Below are 18,170 nucleotides of genomic sequence, written 5' to 3' on the forward strand. Positions count from 1 at the left end.
GCGGCGGTGCCCTGCGTTGAATTGCCGGGCAGCCGTCATCCGGCCTTCATCGCCGTGTCGTGCGGCTGTCATGGCCAGCCGGCATCCTCGACGGTGTCAGCCCCCTCCGGGCCTGCCACCGCACGAGGAACCCCATGCGCATCTGCCTGGTCAGTGAAACCTGGTCCCCCGAGATCAACGGCGTCGCCCATACCCTGGGCCAACTCGGCATGGAACTGCGTCGACGTGGCGTGGCCCTTCAGCTGATCCGGCCCCGGCCGGCAAACGGGTCCGCGCCGCGGACCGAGGGGATGGAGGCGGAGCTCCGGGTGCGCGGGCTGGGCCTGCCCGGCTATCGCCAGGTGCGTATCGGCCTGCCGGCCACGGCGGCCATCCAGCGCCTGTGGCGACAACAGCGCCCGACGGCCGTCTACCTGGCCACCCAGGGACCGCTGGGCTGGTCGGCCCTGCGCGCTGCCGAGCGGCTGGGCATACCGGTGGTCAGCGGCTGGCACACCAACTTCGACCACTACTGCCGCGACTACGGGCTGCCCTGGCTGGCGCCGCTGGTGCTGCGTCGCCTGAGACACTTCCACAACCGCACGGCCGCCACCCTGGTGCCGACCCGTGCCCAGGCCGAGGCGCTGGGTGGCCGCGGATTTGCCAACGTGCGGGTCATGGCCCGTGGCATCGACGGCGAGCGCTTCTCCCCGGCCCATCGTGACACGGTGCTGCGCGCCGCCTGGGGCAGCGATGCCCATCGTCCGGTGGCGCTGCACGTGGGACGCCTCGCCGCGGAGAAGAACCTCGACCTGCTGCGCGACACCTTCACGGCGATGCTTGCCGCCCGCCCGGACATCAGCCTGGTGGTGGTCGGCGACGGCCCGGGGCGCGCCGCGCTGCAGCGTGCCCTGCCCCAGGCCCATTTCACCGGCTTCATCGACCGGGAAAGCCTGGTACGCCATTACGCCAGTGCCGACCTCTTCGTCTTTCCCTCGATCTCCGAGACCTGGGGCAATGTGGTGCTCGAGGCCATGGCCAGCGGCCTGGCCGTGGTGGCCTTCCGCCATGCCGCCGGCGCCGAGCTGATAGATGACGACCTCACCGGCATCAGCCTGCCGGTGGGCGACGAGGCCGGCTTCCGGGAAGCCGCCGCGACCCTCTGCCAGCAGCCTGCCCGCTATGCCCGCCTGGGTCGCGCCGCCAGGGAGCGCGCCCTGAGGTACCGCTGGTCGGCGATTGCCGATACCTTCCTCGCCACCCTGGCCCAACCACGGGAGCACCACGATGAAGCCGCAGCCTCCTGCCGTGTTTGAACGTCTCGACCTCATCGAGTGGCAGCTCTGCCAGCGCCTGGCTGGGTTCAACGTCCACCCGCCCTGGCTGGCCCTGCTGCGGCTGGCCAGCAGGCTGGGGGACTGGCCGCTCTGGGTCGGACTGATCCTCGCCCAGCCGCTGCTCCACCCCGCCGGTGGCGGTCAGCGGGTGGTGCAATACACCGCGACGGCCCTGCTGGCCATCGGGATCTACCGGGTGCTGAAGACCCGCCTGTGTCGCGAGCGCCCCTTCATCACCTTCAGCGGCATCATCCGCTGCAGCGAGCCCGCAAGGGACCGCTACAGCTTTCCCAGCGGCCATACCATGCATGCGGTGCTGTTCTGCTCCCTGACCGCCGCCCATGCCCCCTGGCTGCTGCCGGGGCTGGTTCCCGTCGCCCTGCTGATTGCCGTGTCGCGGGTGGGCCTGGGGCTGCACTACATCAGCGATGTGGCGGCCGGTGCCCTTCTCGGGCTGGGCTTTGCCCTGGCCAGCCTGCAGCTGGCCGGCTGACAGGACACCATTGGCCGCCAGCGGCTCGGGCTGGCATCCTGACGTCATGACCTCTCCCCCCACCCTGCCGGGCGAGCCCCTGCTCGACTCGCCGTCCCTGACCCTCTTCACCGGCCTGCTCGGCGAGCCGACCGCAACCCGGCTGCTGAACGAGCTCGACCAGGCGCTGGCGTGGCAGCGACCTACCCTGCGTCTCTACGGACGCGAGCATCCGATCCCGCGCCGCCAGCTCTGGATGGGCGACCTCGACGCCCGCTACCGCTATTCGGGCCGGGACTTCCTGCCCGAGCCCTGGCATCCCGCGGTCTCGACCCTCCACGCGGCCGTGATCGGGCGCCTGGCCGATGCCGGCCTCGCGGCCCGCTTCAACAGCGTGCTGCTCAATCGCTATGCCGGCGGCGAGGAGCGCATGGGCTGGCACAGCGACGACGAACCCGAGCTTGGCCCGGACCCGCTGATCGCCGCGGTGAGCCTGGGCAGCGAACGGCCGCTGCGCTTCCGCTGGAAGGATCGCTCGCATGCGGCCTTCAACGTCTGGCTGCACCATGACAGCCTGCTGCTGATGGGGGCCGGCGTGCAGGGCCAACTGCAGCATGCCCTGCTGCCGCGCCGGTTGCCCGGGTTGCGTATCAGCCTGACCTTCCGCCGGGTTCATCTGGCGGCGTCACCTGTCTGACACCCTGCCGTCCTTGATGGACGCTCCTTACGGCAGAACGGCCACCCCGGATCGGGATGGCCGCTGAGGGAGGCTCGATAGATAACGGTATAAAAAGGCGGGCATCAACCCCGATGGTAGCCGGGCGTGACGAAGGGCATCCTGGTCACCGTCATCGGCAGGCGCTTGCCGCGCACCTCGGCATACACCGTGGTGCCGACCTCGCTGGCCTCGATGGCCACGTAGCCCATCGACACCGGCCGCCCGACGCTGGGGCCGAAGCCTCCCGAGGTCACGCGGCCCAGCCGGTTATCCTCGGCATCATAGAGCTCGGCCCCCTCGCGCACCGGGGCGCGGCCCTCGCCGAGCAGCCCGACCCGCTTGCGGCGATGGTCCTTCTCGGCCACCTGATGCAGGATCAGGTCGGCGCCGGGGAAACCACCGGCACGCTCGCCCCCGCGCCGGCGAGGCTTGCCGATGGCCCAAATCAGTCCCGCTTCCACCGGCGTCGTCTCGGTGTCGATATCGTGGCCATAGAGGCACAGGCCCGCCTCGAGGCGCAGCGAGTCACGGGCCCCCAGGCCGATCGCCTCGACCTCCTCTTCCCCCAGCAGGCGACGCGCCAGGGCCTCGGTCTGCTCGGCGGCCACCGACATCTCGAAGCCGTCCTCGCCAGTGTAGCCGCTGCGGCTGACCCAGACGTCGATGCCCTCGATGGTGAAGTGGCCATGCTGCATGAAGACCATCTCGCAGGCCTCGGGGCACAGGCGCTGCATCACCTCCGCCGCCGCCGGTCCCTGCAGCGCCAGCAGGCCCCGGTCGACCACCTCGACCTCGTGGTCGGGCAGGCCGCGACGCAGGTGGGCGATGTCCTGTTCCCGGCAGGCGGCGTTGACCACCAGGTAGAGGTGATCCCCGCCATTGACCACCATCAGGTCATCGAGGATGCCGCCCTCCTCGGCGGTGAACAGCGCGTAGCGCTGCATGCCCTCGGCCAGCCCGACGATGTCCGCCGGCACCAGGGTCTCCAGCGCCTCGGCCGGCCGCGGGCCCCGCAGCAGGATCTGCCCCATATGGGAGACATCGAAGAGCCCACAGGCGCGGCGGGTATGCTCATGCTCGCGCTTGACCCCCAGCGGATACTGCACCGGCATGTCGTAGCCGGCGAAGGGCACCATCTTGCCCCCCAGTTCCACGTGCAGGGCGTGCAGGGGGGTATGCTTGAGTTCACTCATGTCGTCACCACTCATGGCTTGGGGGGCCAACGCAAGAGAGGTGCCCCTCGGGACACCTCTCCGGCGTGACGCACCCTCAGGATTTGTCGTGGTCCAGTTCCTCGCCCGGCAGGATCTCCTTGCCGTCGAAGTAGTCACGGGCCAGCTTGAAGACCACCGGCGACAGCAGCGCCAGGGCGATCAGGTTGGGGATGGCCATCATGGCATTGAAGGTGTCGGCCATCAGCCAGATGAAGCCCAGCTGGGCCATGGCACCCAGCGGGATTGCCAGCACGAACAGCACCCGGTAGAGCATGATCGATCGGGTACCGAACAGGAACTGGAAGCACTTCTCCCCGTAGAAGGACCAGCCCAGGATGGTGGTGAAGGCGAACACCGCCAGCGCCAGCGACACGATCTGGTTGCCCATGCCGGGCAGGGCCTCGTCGAAGGAGAGCGCGGTCAGCGACGCCCCGGCCTCCCCGGTCTCCCAGACACCCGCGGTCAGGATGACCAGCGCGGTGATGGAGCAGACGATGATGGTGTCGATGAAGGTACCCAGCATGGCGATCAGGCCCTGGCGAACCGGGTTCTTGGTCTGGGCCGCGGCGTGGGCGATGGGTGCGCTACCCAGGCCAGCCTCGTTGGAGAAGATGCCGCGGGCCACACCGAAGCGGATCGCCGCCATCACCGCCGCGCCGGCGAAGCCGCCCATGGCCGCATGCGGGTTGAAGGCGTAGTAGAAGATCATGCTGAACGCCTCACCGATCTGGCCGGCGTTGATCGCCAGCACGACCAGGCCGGCCAGCACGTAGAGGATGCCCATGACCGGCACCAGCTTGCCCGCCACCTTGGCGATACGCTTGATGCCGCCGAGGATCACGGCCCCGGCCAGCACCATGATCACCACCCCGGTGATCCAGTGCGGCAGGCCGAAGGTGGAGTCCAGGGCATCCGCCACGGAGTTCGACTGCACGGTGTTACCGATGCCGAAGGCCGCCACGGCGCCGAAGAAGGCGAAGGCACCGCCCAGCCACAGCCACTTCTTGCCCAGTCCGTTCTTGATGTAGAACATCGGGCCGCCGACATGGTAGCCGGTGCTGTCGGTCTCGCGGTAACGCACCGCCAGCACCGCCTCGGCGAACTTCGTCGCCATGCCCACCAGGGCCGTGATCCACATCCAGAACACCGCCCCCGGGCCACCCAGGGCGATGGCGGTGGCCACCCCGGCGATGTTGCCGGTCCCGATGGTGGCGGAGAGCGCCGTCATCAAGGCATTGAAGGGCGAGATCTCACCGTCTTCGAGCTTCTCGGCCTTCTTGCCCGGCTCGGGTTTCTTGTCACGCCCCTGCCACATCAGCTTGAAGCCGGTGCCGAGCTTGCGGATCGGCATCAGCTTCAGGCCGAGCTGCAGGTAGAGGCCCACCCCCAGCAGCAGGATGAGCATCAATGGCCCCCATACCACGCCATTGATGGCACCGAAGATACTGTTCAAGGTTTCCACGAGAGTCTCCCTTAATTCACGCTTGTTGTTGTGACCCGCCATGCGCTTCCGGGCTCGCCTGACCTCGGGAAAGACGAAATGGCATGGCCGGGCCAGGCTTCGACGAAAGATCGACAGGACGAACGCCTTCACGATAGCGGATCCTGCCACTGATGCACCAGCCCGATGAGCCGGGGGAGACACCACAGCGGCACCGCGCAGGATGACGCCGCCTGTTTCCGATCGGAAACGCGGCAAGCCTACTGTCGGCAACGCCTGGGAGCAAGAGGATGACGCCTGGCATCACCCGTCCGCCTCTCTCTCAGCCTGGATCCCGCCGTCCTGGTCCACGCCGGGCAGCAGCCGTTCCTCCTGCGGGGCCGGTACTGGACGAACCGGCTGCGGCGAACCAACCTGTGAACGGGTCGAGGAGCGCCAGACGCCGAACCGACCCGCCGGGAGGACTCGCCAAATGCTGCCAATGGCGTTAGCATTCGCGGATCCGAAAACCTTTTTCGTATAGGAAATCACGATGAGCTCTATCCCCGCCAACCTGCGCTATGCCGAAAGCCATGAATGGGTCCTCGACAATGGCGACGGCACCGTGACCATCGGCATCACCGACCATGCCCAGGAGGCGCTGGGCGACGTGGTCTTCGTCGAGCTGCCCGACGTGGGCCGTACCCTGGCCGTGGGCGACGAGTTCGGCGTCATCGAATCGGTGAAGGCCGCTTCCGACCTCTACGCACCGGTGGCCGGCGAGATCCTCGAGGTCAACGAGACGCTCGAGGATGCCCCCGAGACCGTCAACGAGTCGCCCTACGAGGATGGCTGGATCATGAAGGTACGCCTCGAGGACGCCAGCGTGCTCGACGACCTGCTCGACGCCGACGCCTACCAGGCAATGGCCGCCGCCGAGGAGTGATCCTCGCCCCTGGCGCCCCCGTCGGGACCGGCCGGATCGTGCCGGCCGCTGGCGCGACGGGCGCCACGCCCGGCCTCGTCCCTGACGGGGCCGGCCCCCTTCGACGATCCCCGGGGCGAGGCCCCGTCACGCACACAGGGTGTTCCATGGCTTTCGACAACCGCCGCCTGGCCGATCTGGCCGCTCACGATGCCTTCCTCCAGCGCCACAACGGACCGGCCGGCGCCGACGTGGACGGCATGCTCACTACCCTGGGCATGGAGAACCTGCCCTCGATGATCGAGGCGACCGTTCCCGCCGGCATCCGGCTGGGGCGTGAGCTGGACCTGGATCCGCCGAAGAGCGAGGCCGAGGCCCTGGACTACCTGCAGCGCCTGGCCCGCCAGAACCGGGTCGTCAAGAGCTACATCGGCCAAGGCTACTACGACACCCATCTGCCGACCGTGATCCAGCGCAACGTGCTGGAGAACCCCGGCTGGTACACCGCCTACACCCCCTACCAGCCGGAGATCTCCCAGGGTCGGCTGGAAGGCCTGCTGAACTTCCAGCAGATGGTCATGGACCTCACCGGCATGGAACTGGCCAACGCCTCGCTGCTCGATGAGGCGACGGCCGCCGCCGAGGCCATGGCGCTGTGCAAACGCGCCAACAAGAAGGCGAAGAGCGACACCTTCTTCGTCGCCGAGGACGTCTTCCCCCAGACCCTCGACGTGGTGCGCACCCGCGCTGCCTGGTTCGGCTTCGAGCTGGTGGTGGCCCCGGCCGAGGAACTCGCCGACCATGAGGTCTTCGGTGCCCTGCTGCAGTACCCGGGTGACAGCGGTCAGGTCCGTGACCTGGCGCCGCTGGTTACCGCGGCCCGCGAGCGCGGCGTGATGACCTGCGTGGTCGCCGACATCATGGGCCTGGTGCTGCTCAAGGAGCCAGGGGCCATCGGCGCCGACATGGTGGTGGGCTCCTCGCAGCGCTTCGGCGTGCCCATGGGCTACGGTGGCCCGCATGCCGCCTTCTTCGCCACCACGGACAAGCTCAAGCGCTCGATCCCTGGCCGCATCATCGGCGTCTCGCGGGACAGCCGCGGCAACACCGCGCTGCGCATGGCCATGCAGACCCGCGAGCAGCACATCCGCCGCGAGAAGGCCACCTCCAACATCTGCACCGCTCAGGCGCTGCTTGCCAACATCGCCGGCTTCTACGCCGTCTACCATGGCGCCAAGGGGCTCACCACCATCGCCTCGCGCATCCACCGCCTGACCACGATCCTCGCCGAGGGGCTCAAGGCCAAGGGCATCTCCCTGGCCCATGACAGCTGGTTCGACACACTGCGCCTGACCGGCGTGGACGCCGGCAAGCTCCATGGCCGGGCCATGACCCACGACCTCAACCTGCGCTACTTCGCCAATGGCGACGTGGGCCTGAGCCTCGACGAGACCACCACCGCCCATGATGTGGACGTGCTGTTCGACGTGCTGCTCGGCGAGGAGCACGGCCTCTCGGTGCGCGAGCTCGACGACCGGGTGCTGGCAGAGGGACTCACCGGCATCCCGGCGGCCTGCCGTCGCCAGTCGGACTTCCTGACCCACCCGACCTTCCGCCGCTACCAAAGCGAGACGGAGATGCTGCGCTACCTCAAGCGCCTGGAGAACAAGGACCTGTCGCTGGCCCACGCCATGATCCCGCTGGGCTCCTGCACCATGAAGCTCAACGCGACCAGCGAGATGATCCCCATCACCTGGCCGGAGTTTGCGCGCATCCACCCCTTCGCGCCCCGTGACCAGGTGGCGGGCTACCGGCAGATGATCGACGAGCTGGCCGCCTTCCTGGTGGAGGTCACCGGCTACGACCATATCTCCATGCAGCCCAACTCCGGCGCCCAGGGCGAGTACGCCGGCCTGGTGGCGATCCGCCGCTATCAGGCTGCCCAGGGCGAGGGGCACCGCGATGTCTGCCTGATCCCGAGCTCCGCCCACGGCACCAACCCGGCCTCCGCCGCCATGGCGCGGATGAAGGTGGTGGTGGTGGAGTGCGACAGCGACGGCAACATCGACCTCGAGGACCTGCGCGCCAAGGCCGAGCAGCACCGTGACGCCCTCTCGGCGATCATGATCACCTATCCCTCCACCCACGGGGTCTTCGAGGAGAGCGTGCGCGAGGTGTGCGACCTCGTGCATGCCCACGGCGGCCAGGTGTACATCGACGGCGCCAACATGAATGCCCAGGTGGGCCTGACCCGCCCCGGCGACTTCGGCGGCGACGTCAGCCACCTCAACCTGCACAAGACCTTCTGCATTCCCCACGGCGGCGGCGGCCCGGGGATGGGGCCGATCGGGGTCAAGGCCCACCTGGCCCCCTTCGTCTCCAACCATGTGGTGACGCCACTGGACGGCGTCGAGGCAAGCTGTGGGGCGGTCTCGGCCGCGCCCTTCGGCTCGGCCTCGATCCTGCCGATCTCCTGGGCCTACATCAAGATGATGGGGGCCCGTGGCCTGCGTGAGGCCACCGAGCTGGCGATCCTCAACGCCAACTACGTCGCGGCGCGCCTGGAGCGCCACTACCCGGTGCTCTACAAGGGGCGCAACGGTACCGTGGCCCACGAGTGCATCATCGACATCCGCCCGCTCAAGGCCGAGTCGGGCATCAGCGAGGAAGACATCGCCAAGCGCCTGATGGACTACGGCTTCCACGCCCCGACCATGTCCTTCCCGGTACCCGGCACGCTGATGATCGAGCCCACCGAATCGGAGTCGCGCTACGAGATCGACCGCTTCTGCGACGCCATGATCGCCATTCGCGAGGAGATCGCCTCCGTGCAGCGCGGCGACTGGCCGGCGGACGACAACCCCCTGGTCAACGCCCCGCACACCATGGCCGACCTGATGGACGACGCCTGGGAACGCCCCTACTCCCGAGAGCTCGGCGCCTTCCCTTCCGAGGCGGTCAAGGCCGCCAAATACTGGCCGGCGGTCAACCGGGTCGACAACGTCTTCGGCGACCGGCAGCTGATCTGCTCCTGCCCGAGCATCGACGAGTACCGCGACGGAACGACGTGACTGACGGGCACGCCGCATTGCCCGCATGCACCAACGCATTGCACAGGCCCCGCCCCCAGCGGGGCCTGCTGCGTTCAGGCCTCCTGGCGTTCCGGCCCCTCGCCGAAACCGAAGCGTTCGTGACGGCGCTGCTCGCGATAGCCCTCGAGCAGCCGCACGTAGCGCCGTGGCATCTGCTCGCCGGCACGCATGACCAGATGCAGGGTCTCGTGGACCGGCTGGTTCAGAGAGAGCTCCTTGACCTGTCGCTGCCAGGGCGAGGTCTCCAGCACCACTCGGGAGACCACGGTGAAGCCGAGCCCGCGCGCCACGGCATCCAGCACCATGCTCACCTCGTTGGTAAAGCCCTGGCGCCGGAAGTGGCTCATGGAGCGGAAGTCGGGAAAGTTGGCCTTCAGCAGGGCCCCGGCGTGATCCTCCCCACCCGAGTAGCTGATGAAGCCGATCCCCATCAGGTCGGCCAGGCCATTGCCGGCGAAGTCCGCCGGCACCACCAGGCAGAGCGGCTCCTGGTGCCAGGGCTCGCAGTCGAGGTCGGGATGGCGCACGGCCTCGGTGATGATCCCCAGGTCATGACGGCCTCCCAGCACGTCGGCGACGATCTCGCCGTTGAAGGCGAAGCTGTAGCTCACCGTGAGACCGGGCTGCATCTGCTGCTGGCCGAGGATGAAGGGATAGAGCATCAGGCCGACGCTCCCCGGCGAGGCGAGGCGGCACTCGCCGCTGTCCAGGCTGTCATCGTCCAGGGAGTGGCGGAACTGCTCGTGCTCGGCGAACAGCTTGAGCGCGTAGTCGTAGGCCCGCCGGCCGGTCTCGGTGAGGACGAAACGCCTCCCCTGGCGATCCAGCAGCGGCTTGCCGAGGTACTCCTCGAGCTTGCGCACGTGCTGGCTGACCCCGGGCTGGGTCATCTCCAGGCGGCGGGCGGTGCGCGTGAAGCTGCCGGTCTCGACCAGGGTGATGAAGGTGCGGAAGTATCGGGCGTTGAACATGGGGCGTCACGTGGCGGGCGATGGCCTGGCAGCACGGATTCTACCAGTTCGCCGCAGGGGCCGCAGCGATGCCCGGCCGAGGCGCGGCGTGGTAGCATCGCAGGACGAGCAATGCCGCCATGACGACAGGGAACGCCAAGCATGCCCGACACCATTTCCACCACCATCTCGCCGGAAGGCAGCCTCGAGATTCTCTCCCAGCAGGAGGTCGAGCGCCTCCACGATACCTCCCGGAGCGGCCTGCACGAGCTGCTGCGTAACTGTTCGTTGGCGGTACTCAACTGCGGCAATCCCACCGATGATGGCCTGGCCCTGCTCGAGACCTATCGGGACTTCGACATCGAGGTGCTGCAGCAGGACCGCGGGGTTCGCCTCAAGATTACCAACGCCCCCGCCGAGGCCTTCGTCGACGGCAAGATGATCCGCGGCATCCGCGAGCACCTCTCCGCGGTGCTGCGCGACATCGTCTACGTCTACAACGAGATCCAGACCCGCCACCGTTTCGACCTGCGGACCGCCGAGGGCACCACCAACGCGGTCTTCCATATCCTGCGCAAGGCCGGGACCCTCAAGCCGGGACGCGACCCCAGCCTGGTCGTCTGCTGGGGCGGCCACTCTATCTCCCGCGAGGAGTACGACTACACCAAGTCCGTCGGCTACCACCTGGGGCTTCGTGAGCTGGACATCTGCACCGGCTGCGGCCCCGGCGCCATGAAGGGGCCCATGAAGGGCGCCAACGTGGCCCATGCCAAGCAGCGTCGCACCCAGGGACGCTACCTGGGGGTCTCGGAGCCCGGCATCATCGCTGCCGAGGCGCCCAACCCCATCGTCAACGAGCTGGTGGTGATGCCCGACATCGAGAAACGCCTCGAGGCGTTCGTGCGCCTGGGCCACGGCATCATCGTCTTCCCGGGCGGCGTGGGCACTGCCGAGGAGATCCTCTACCTGCTGGGGATCCTGCTGCACCCGGACAATGCCGACATGGCGCTGCCGGTGATCCTTACCGGGCCCGCCGACTCTGCCGACTATTTCAGGCGCATCGACGAGTTCCTGGTCTACACCCTGGGCGAGGAGGTGCGCCGGCTCTACCGCATTGTCGTCGACGACGCCGTCGAGGTCGCCCGCACCATGCGCAAAAACATCGACGCGGTGACCGAGTATCGCCGCAGCCGCCAGGACGCCTTCTACTACAACTGGCGACTCACCGTGGCCCGGGACTTCCAGGAGCCCTTCGAGCCCACCCACGAGGCCATGGCCGGCCTGGCACTCCACCAGGAGCAGCCGGTCCACGAACTGGCCGCCAATCTGCGCCGCGCCTTCTCGGGCATCGTCGCCGGCAACGTCAAGGAGAAGGGTATCCGCGCGATCGAGGCCCATGGCCCCTTCCGCCTGCACGCCGAACCGGAGCTGATGGCCCGCCTCGACGAGCTGCTCGCCTCCTTCGTCGATCAGGGCCGCATGAAGCTCGCCGGGGACTACGTGCCCTGCTATACGCTGGGCTAGGAACAAGGAACAAGGAACAAGGAACAAGGAACAAGGAACAAGGGGCAAGGGGCAAGGGGCAAGGGGCAAGTACTGTGCGCCCACACTCTGACAGGCTACAAGGCTGTCTTTGTAGGGTTTCCTTGTGACTTGCTCCTTGAACCTTGTAGCTGGGGCCGAGTTCAGCGAGGCACCCTGACCCACAGCCCCAGGGCATGCAGCAGCAGCCCCAGCGTGGCGCCGTGAGAGAGCAGCAGTTCCCAGCCGAAGAAGTCACTGGTCAGGGCGTGCCAGGCCGCCATCACGATCAGCCCCACGCCCAGGCAGAGCCCCAGTCGACGCAACAGCGCGGGAAGGCGCGAGCGCGCCTCGCCCGGGAGCAGCCGCCACTGCAGTACGCTCACCACGGCCACCACCGCCAGTGCCATCAGCATCAGCGACAGCCGCGTCTCGTGCCCTCCGGCCAGGTAGCGTGGCAAGGTCGCCAGCATCAACGTCCCGAGCCCCAGCAGCAGGCTGAGGCGCTCCGCTGTCGGCGTCGCCCCCACGTCAGGCCACCTTCAGCTGCTGGACATCGATCCACTGTTCGACCCAGGGCAGGGCCTCGTCGTCCGCCATGAAGGTCTCCATGGCATCCACCTCGAGGCGCTCACCGAGGCGCTGTGCCCCCTGTCCCTCGAGCAGCTCGTCAAGATAGCGCCCCGCGCCACAGAAGGTGTCGCCGTAGGAGCTGTCGCCCAGGGCGATGAGGCCGTAACGGAGTCCGGCGAGGCCGGGACTCTGCTCCTCGAGGTCCCGGGCGAAGGGCACGATGTTGCCGGGCAGGTCGCCGCTGCCGGTGGTCGAGACGCAGAACAGCGCCAGGTCGGTGGGCGAGCCGATGAGGTCGTCGAGGGTCGGCTGGTCGAAGATGGCCACCTCGTACCCGGCCTCCTCGAACAGCGGCTTGACCTGCTCGGCGACGTCCAGGGCACCGCCATACATGGTACCTACGAAGATCTTGAGCATGGGCATGTCATGGATTTACCTGAGGATTTCGGTCGGATATTAACATGGGGGTGCGGCATGGGGCCACGCCCTGGGGCCTGCAGTGCCGCCTAAGCCCGAGTATAATGGTCGGATTTCCCTGAGGCATGCACGGAGGCATCATGCAGCAGACCTTCGAGACCTGGATCACACCGTTCATGATCGGCGGCCTGATCCTCTTCATGTGCTTCATCATCTGGGACCTGGCGAAGAAGTCCCAGGCCGGCCGCTTCGGCACCATCATGCTGTTCGTGGTGCTGGGTGCCGGGATGCTGGGCTATGTCCTGAAGGTGGTCATCACCTGGATGCTGGAGAACGGCAACGGCGTGTGACGAGACGCCGGGCACCGTCGACGAAAAACGCCACTCCGCGGAGTGGCGTTCTTGATGGACGGCAAGGGGGTCAGTGGGACTCGCCGCGGTACCCCTCGACCTGGCTCTTGAGCTTCTGGCCGGGCCGGAAGGTGACCACCCGCCGCGCCGAGATCGGGATCTCCTCGCCGGTCTTGGGGTTGCGACCGGGTCGTTCACGCTTGTCGCGCAGGTCGAAGTTGCCGAAGCCCGAGAGCTTGACCTGCTCGTTCTCGCGAAGGCAGCCGCGTATCTCCTCGAAGAAGGCCTCCACCATGGACTTCGCCTCGCGCTTGGAGAGGCCCAATTCCGCGTGCAGATGTTCGGCCAGTTCCGCCTTGGTCAACGCACCCATGTTGTCGTCCTCATGGCGCTGGTCCTGCCGATCGACGAGACGCCCAGGCCTCATGCGCGCAACTCCGCCCCCAGATGCTGACGTGACTCCGCGACGATGGCATCAACCAACTGATTGATTTCCTCGTCATTAAGCGTGCGCGAAGGATGCTGCCAGGTCAAGCCCAGGGCCACGCTCTTGAGGCCTTCCGGCACCCCCTTGCCCTGGTAGACATCGAACAGGTGAGACTCCACCAGCCACTCGCCGGCCTGGGCCCGGATGGTGTCGAGCAGCGACTGCACCGGCAGCCCCTCCTCGACCAGGAAGGCCAGGTCGCGGCGCACCTCGGGATGGCGTGAGAGCGGCGTGAAGGCCGGCACCCGGCCCTGGGTCAGGGCATCGAGGCGCACCTCGAAGAGCAGCGCGTCGACCTTGAGGCCAAGCCTGGCGCGCACCGCGGGGTGCAGGGTGCCGATCCAGCCGGCCTCCTCACCGCGATGCAGGAGGCGGGCGCACTGGCCGGGATGCAGGGCCGGGTGCTCGCCGGGCTCGAAGCGCCAGGCCTGGGGCTCGCCGAGGGCCAGCAGGCTTTCCAGGTCCCCCTTGAGGTCGAAGAAGTCGACCGGCTCCCTGCCGCCGGTCCAGCCCTCCGGCTCGCGAGGACCGCAGACCAGCGCGCCGAGCATCGGGGTCTGGTGCAGGTGATCGAGCTCGCCACGAAAGGTGAGGCCGGTCTCGAACAGTCGCACCCGGTCCTGCTGGCGGTTGAGGTTGTGCTGCAGGGCCCGCACCAGGCCGGGAAAGAGGCTCGCGCGCATCACCGAGAGATCGCTGGAGATGGGGTTGGCCAGCGTCGGCGATACCGCCTCGGGATGCAGCGCCTGCTGCAGCTCGGGGGCGACGAAGCTGTAGGTCACGGCCTCCTGGTAGCCGCGCGCGACCATCTGGCGCCGCAGCCGCGCCAGCGGCGTGTGCGCCTCGTGGGCCGGGCGCAGGGCCAGGCGGACCAGGGGGCGGCGCACCGGCAGGCGATTGTAGCCGTGGATGCGCGCCACCTCCTCGATCAGGTCCTCCTCGATGGCGATGTCGAAGCGCCAGCTCGGGACCCGCACGGTCCAGCCCTGCCCGGAGGCCTCGACCGCCAGGCCGAGGCGCTCGAGGATCTCGGTGACCTCGCCACGGGGGAGCGACTTGCCAAGCGCCTGCTCCAGGCGAGACGCCCGCAGGGTCGCCTCACGGCCGCCCGGCAGATGGTCAACGCTCGCCACCTCGACCAGCGGCCCCGGCTCGCCACCGGTGATCGCCAGCAGCAGGGCGGTGGCCCGCTCGGCGGCCTCGCGGGCCAGGCAGGGGTCGACACCGCGCTCGAAGCGGTGCGAGGCGTCGGTGTGCAGGCCATAGGCGCGCGCCTGGCCGGCGATCGCCAACGGCGAGAAGAAGGCCGACTCGAGGAAGATGTCGCGGGTCTCGAGGCTCACGCCGGAGTGCTCGCCACCCATGACGCCGGCGATGGCCAGCGGGCCCCGCTCGTCGGCGATGACCAGCGTGGAGCCGTCCAGGGTGATCTCCTGGCCGTCGAGCAGCACCAGGCGCTCCCCCTCCCGTGCCAGCCGCACGACCACGCTACCGTGCAGGTTGGCGCGATCGAAGGCATGCAGCGGCTGGCCCAGTTCGAGCATCACGTAGTTGGTGACATCCACCACCGGGTCGATGGAGCGGATGCCGCTGCGGCGCAGCCGTTCGACCATCCACAGCGGGGTCTCGGCGGTGACGTCGACGCCCTTGATGAGGCGGCCGATGTAGCGCGGACAGTGCTCGGCGTCCTCGACGCGCACCGGGAAGGTCTCCTCGACGGTGGGCGCCACGGGGGCCAGGTCGGGGCCCGAGACGGCCAGGCGGTTGAGCACCCCGACCTCGCGGGCCAGCCCCTTGAGGCTCAGGCAGTCCCCGCGGTTCGGCGTCAGGTCCACCTCGATGGTGTGGTCGTCGAGGCCCATGTAGTCACGGAACCCCTCGCCGACCGGCGCGCCGGGGGGCAGCACGAGGATCCCCGCGGAGGTCTCCTCCTCGAGGCCCAGCTCGGAGGCCGAGCAGATCATGCCGCGGGACTCGACACCGCGCAGCCGAGCCTGCTTGATCGTGAAGTCACCGGGCAGAACCGCACCGACCCGGGCGAAGGGCACCTTCTGCCCCACGGCCACATTGGGCGCCCCGCATACCACCTGGACGGGCTCGCCACTGCCGTCGTCGACCCGGCAGACATTGAGCTTGTCGGCATCGGGATGGGGCTCCTTGCCGACCACCTCCGCCACGACGACCTCGCTGAAGGCGGCGGCCACCGGGTCCACGGCATCGACTTCCAGGCCGGCCATGGTGATCTGGTCGGCCAGGGCCTGGGTGGAGAGCGCCGGCGAGACCCAGTCACGCAGCCACTGTTCGGAAAATTTCATGACGTATCCTGTGTTCTGCTTATCCGGGGGTCGATCAGGCGAACTGGCGCAGGAAGCGCAGGTCGTTGTCGAAGAACAGCCGCAGGTCGTTGACGCCGTAGCGCAGCATGGCCAGGCGCTCGGCGCCCATGCCGAAGGCAAAGCCCGTGAAGCGCTCGGCGTCGATGCCGGAGTGGCGGAACACCTCGGGATGCACCATCCCGCAGCCCATCACTTCCAGCCAGCCGCTATGGGAGCAGACCCGGCAGCCATCGCCACCACACATCACGCACTGGATGTCGACCTCCGCCGAGGGCTCGGTGAAGGGGAAGTAGGAGGGCCGGAAGCGCACCGAGAGGTCATCACGCTCGAAGAAGGCGTGCAGGAAGTCCTGGATGGTGCCCTTGAGGTCGGCGAAGCTGACGTCCTCGTCGACCAGCAACCCCTCGACCTGGTGGAACATGGGGGTGTGGGTCAGGTCGGAATCACTGCGGTAGACGCGCCCGGGACAGACGATGCGGATCGGCGGCTCGGCCTCCTTCATGGTCCGCACCTGCACCGGCGAGGTATGGGTCCTCAGCAGCCGGGTGGCATCGAAGTAGAAGGTATCGGCCATGCCCCTCGCGGGGTGGTGCGCGGGGATATTGAGGGCCTCGAAGTTGTGGTAATCGTCCTCGATCTCGGGACCGACCGCCACGTCGTAGCCGATACGGGTGAAGAGCCCCTCGATGCGCTCCAGGGTCAGGGTCACCGGGTGCAGGCCACCGCTGGGCTGACCGCGCCCCGGCAGGGTCACGTCGAGGCGCTCGGCGGCCAGGCGCGCCTCGAGGGCCGCCTTTTCCAGCGCCTGACGCCGCTCGTCCAGTTCCTTGCCCAGGGCCTGCTTGGCCTGGTTGATGCGCTCGCCCGCGGCCGGGCGCTCCTCGGCAGGCAGCTTGCCGAGCCCCTTGAGCAGCGCGGTGATCTCGCCCTTCTTGCCGAGATAACGGACGCGCAGTTCGTCCAGCACGGCCAGGCTGTCGGCGGCGTGGATGGCGTCGCGAGCCTCGGCAACCAGAGTGGGAAGGTGGTCCATCCGTTGAGCTCCGAAGTCTTTCAAAAAAACAGGGGAAGAGCGGCTGCTCTTCCCCTGCGACGATCATGGTCCGGCCTCTCGGCGTGCGCCGTGGCCGGCCAAGGGTCGACGTCCCTTACTGGGCAGCCTTGGCCTTCTCGACGATGGCGGCAAAGGCAGCCTTCTCGTGAACGGCCAGATCGGCCAGCACCTTGCGGTCGATCTCGATACCGGCCTTCTTCAGGCCACCGACGAAACGGCTGTAGGACAGGCCGTGCTGACGGGCACCGGCGTTGATGCGCTGGATCCACAGGGCGCGGAACTGGCGCTTGCGCTGGCGGCGGTCACGGTACGCGTACTGGCCGGCCTTGATGACGGCCTGCTTGGCCACGCGGAAGACGCGTGAACGGGCACCGTAGTAGCCCTTGGCCTGCTTGAGAATCTTCTTGTGACGACGACGGGCGACGACACCACGCTTGACACGAGTCATGGCTTTCTCCTGACGTTAGAGGGGTTCACCCGGGCGTTACAGGTTCGGCAGCATGCGCTGCACGAGCTGCTTGTCGGCGTCGTGGATCTGCTTCATCCCACGCAGCTGACGCTTCCGCTTGGTGGACTTCTTGGTCAGGATGTGGCTGCGGAACGACTGCTTGTGCTTGAAGCCGTTGGCCGTCTTCTTGAAGCGCTTGGCAGCGCCGCTGTTACTCTTGATTTTCGGCATGAGGTTAACTCCGCTCGAGGCTTTTTCAGAAAATCCGTGGCCGACGGAAGGCCTTCTCGCCTTCCGCCCGTTGGACTGGCCGTCGGATCACTTCTTCTTGGGGGCAATGATCATGATCATCTGGCGCCCTTCCATCTTGGGGAAGGACTCCACGGTCCCGATCTCCTCGAGATCGGCGGCGATCCGCTCCATCAGCTTGCGACCGATGTCCTGGTGCGCCATCTCGCGACCGCGGAAGCGCAGCGTGACCTTGCCCTTGTCGCCACCTTCGAGGAAACGGATCAGGTTCTTCATCTTGACCTGATAGTCGCCCTCGTCGGTGCCAGGCCGGAATTTCACTTCCTTGACCTGAATCTGCTTCGTCTTCTTCTTCTGAGCAGCCTTCTGCTTCTTCTGCTCGAAGACGAACTTGCCGTAATCCATGATCTTGCAGACGATCGGATCGGCGTTGGAAATCTGCACGAGGTCCATACCGGCCGCTTCGGCTCGCTCCAGCGCCTCGCTGGTGGGCACGATGCCCAACTGCTCGCCGTCACTGTCGATCAGGCGAACCTGATCCTCGGTAATCCGCTCGTTCATGGGGGGGCGCTTGTCTTGAACACGCCCTCTTGGGTTGCTTCGCTTGATGGTTCCGTCTCCACTTCAG

General features: G+C 67.7%; 18 protein-coding genes. 7 read left to right on the forward strand and 11 right to left on the reverse strand.

Annotated features, from left to right (window positions below; all coding sequences use genetic code 11):
* Positions 1 to 134: 134 nt before the first annotated feature.
* From QLQ83_RS13390 to QLQ83_RS13400, 3 genes are read left to right on the forward strand one after another with little or no spacing between them, the layout of a single operon-like run.
* Positions 135 to 1,295, forward strand: a complete 1,161-nt coding sequence (locus QLQ83_RS13390) for a glycosyltransferase family 4 protein (RefSeq protein WP_282736017.1) — start codon at positions 135 to 137, stop codon at positions 1,293 to 1,295.
* The gene (locus tag QLQ83_RS13395) at positions 1,267 to 1,809 is read left to right on the forward strand and encodes a phosphatase PAP2 family protein (RefSeq protein WP_282736018.1); all 543 of its coding nucleotides are present in this window, start codon (positions 1,267 to 1,269) and stop codon (positions 1,807 to 1,809) included. Before QLQ83_RS13390 ends, QLQ83_RS13395 begins: the two co-directional genes overlap by 29 nt.
* Before the next feature lie 46 nt (positions 1,810 to 1,855).
* On the forward strand, positions 1,856 to 2,485 hold the full coding sequence (locus tag QLQ83_RS13400; protein ID WP_282736019.1) for an alpha-ketoglutarate-dependent dioxygenase AlkB family protein: 630 nt from the start codon (positions 1,856 to 1,858) through the stop codon (positions 2,483 to 2,485).
* A gap of 104 nt (positions 2,486 to 2,589) precedes the next feature.
* On the opposite strand, the gene gcvT is transcribed toward QLQ83_RS13400, so the two are convergent.
* Together gcvT and QLQ83_RS13410 are read right to left on the reverse strand one after the other, a co-directional pair.
* The gene (gene gcvT, locus QLQ83_RS13405) at positions 2,590 to 3,699 is read right to left on the reverse strand and encodes a glycine cleavage system aminomethyltransferase GcvT (protein ID WP_282736020.1); all 1,110 of its coding nucleotides are present in this window, start codon (positions 3,697 to 3,699) and stop codon (positions 2,590 to 2,592) included.
* A 76-nt stretch (positions 3,700 to 3,775) separates the two neighbouring features.
* Entirely contained in the window at positions 3,776 to 5,182 is a 1,407-nt protein-coding gene (locus QLQ83_RS13410) for an alanine/glycine:cation symporter family protein (RefSeq protein WP_282736021.1), read from the reverse strand.
* A 511-nt stretch (positions 5,183 to 5,693) separates the two neighbouring features.
* On the opposite strand from QLQ83_RS13410, the gene gcvH reads away from it, so the two are divergent.
* Positions 5,694 to 6,086 (forward strand): glycine cleavage system protein GcvH, encoded by a 393-nt coding sequence (gene gcvH, locus QLQ83_RS13415; protein WP_282736022.1) that lies wholly within the window; start codon positions 5,694 to 5,696, stop codon positions 6,084 to 6,086.
* 146 nt (positions 6,087 to 6,232) lie between these two features.
* Complete coding sequence (gcvP, locus tag QLQ83_RS13420; RefSeq protein ID WP_282736023.1) at positions 6,233 to 9,136, forward strand: aminomethyl-transferring glycine dehydrogenase; 2,904 nt, start codon at positions 6,233 to 6,235, stop codon at positions 9,134 to 9,136.
* A gap of 74 nt (positions 9,137 to 9,210) precedes the next feature.
* On the opposite strand, the gene QLQ83_RS13425 is transcribed toward gcvP, so the two are convergent.
* Positions 9,211 to 10,128: a LysR family transcriptional regulator gene (locus tag QLQ83_RS13425; protein ID WP_282736024.1), complete on the reverse strand. Its 918-nt coding sequence runs from the start codon at positions 10,126 to 10,128 to the stop codon at positions 9,211 to 9,213.
* Between the two features lie 141 nt (positions 10,129 to 10,269).
* Here QLQ83_RS13425 and ppnN point away from each other — a divergent pair, with 141 nt between their 5' ends.
* Positions 10,270 to 11,631, forward strand: coding sequence for a nucleotide 5'-monophosphate nucleosidase PpnN (gene ppnN, locus QLQ83_RS13430; RefSeq protein WP_282736025.1), 1,362 nt, complete (start codon positions 10,270 to 10,272; stop codon positions 11,629 to 11,631).
* Positions 11,632 to 11,792: 161 nt separating this feature from the next.
* Here the strand turns inward: ppnN and QLQ83_RS13435 are convergent, their stop codons facing one another.
* Both QLQ83_RS13435 and QLQ83_RS13440 read right to left on the reverse strand, forming a co-directional pair.
* Positions 11,793 to 12,158 (reverse strand): hypothetical protein, encoded by a 366-nt coding sequence (locus QLQ83_RS13435; RefSeq protein ID WP_282736026.1) that lies wholly within the window; start codon positions 12,156 to 12,158, stop codon positions 11,793 to 11,795.
* 1 nt (position 12,159) lies between these two features.
* On the reverse strand, positions 12,160 to 12,624 hold the full coding sequence (locus QLQ83_RS13440; RefSeq protein ID WP_282736027.1) for a flavodoxin: 465 nt from the start codon (positions 12,622 to 12,624) through the stop codon (positions 12,160 to 12,162).
* Positions 12,625 to 12,758: 134 nt separating this feature from the next.
* Here QLQ83_RS13440 and QLQ83_RS13445 point away from each other — a divergent pair, with 134 nt between their 5' ends.
* A complete protein-coding gene (locus tag QLQ83_RS13445) occupies positions 12,759 to 12,968 on the forward strand; it encodes a DUF2788 domain-containing protein (protein ID WP_282736028.1) in 210 nt (69 codons plus the stop codon).
* Between the two features lie 70 nt (positions 12,969 to 13,038).
* Here QLQ83_RS13445 and ihfA read toward each other — a convergent pair whose 3' ends face one another.
* The 6 genes from ihfA to infC form a co-directional block, all read right to left on the reverse strand.
* Positions 13,039 to 13,341, reverse strand: coding sequence for an integration host factor subunit alpha (gene ihfA / locus QLQ83_RS13450; protein ID WP_282736162.1), 303 nt, complete (start codon positions 13,339 to 13,341; stop codon positions 13,039 to 13,041).
* A gap of 50 nt (positions 13,342 to 13,391) precedes the next feature.
* Positions 13,392 to 15,770: a phenylalanine--tRNA ligase subunit beta gene (pheT, locus tag QLQ83_RS13455; RefSeq protein ID WP_282736029.1), complete on the reverse strand. Its 2,379-nt coding sequence runs from the start codon at positions 15,768 to 15,770 to the stop codon at positions 13,392 to 13,394.
* Between the two features lie 34 nt (positions 15,771 to 15,804).
* Entirely contained in the window at positions 15,805 to 16,824 is a 1,020-nt protein-coding gene (gene pheS / locus QLQ83_RS13460; RefSeq protein ID WP_282736030.1) for a phenylalanine--tRNA ligase subunit alpha, read from the reverse strand.
* A 115-nt stretch (positions 16,825 to 16,939) separates the two neighbouring features.
* A complete protein-coding gene (rplT, locus tag QLQ83_RS13465) occupies positions 16,940 to 17,293 on the reverse strand; it encodes a 50S ribosomal protein L20 (protein ID WP_021817421.1) in 354 nt (117 codons plus the stop codon).
* A gap of 36 nt (positions 17,294 to 17,329) precedes the next feature.
* Positions 17,330 to 17,524 carry a 50S ribosomal protein L35 gene (rpmI, locus tag QLQ83_RS13470; protein ID WP_016854829.1) on the reverse strand — a complete coding sequence of 65 codons (195 nt, stop codon included), beginning with the start codon at positions 17,522 to 17,524 and terminating at the stop codon, positions 17,330 to 17,332.
* Between the two features lie 87 nt (positions 17,525 to 17,611).
* On the reverse strand, positions 17,612 to 18,151 hold the full coding sequence (infC, locus tag QLQ83_RS13475; RefSeq protein ID WP_282736163.1) for a translation initiation factor IF-3: 540 nt from the start codon (positions 18,149 to 18,151) through the stop codon (positions 17,612 to 17,614).
* Positions 18,152 to 18,170: the final 19 nt, after the last annotated feature.

This window comes from Halomonas rhizosphaerae, assembly GCF_030010555.1.
Lineage (GTDB): Bacteria > Pseudomonadota > Gammaproteobacteria > Pseudomonadales > Halomonadaceae > Halomonas > Halomonas rhizosphaerae.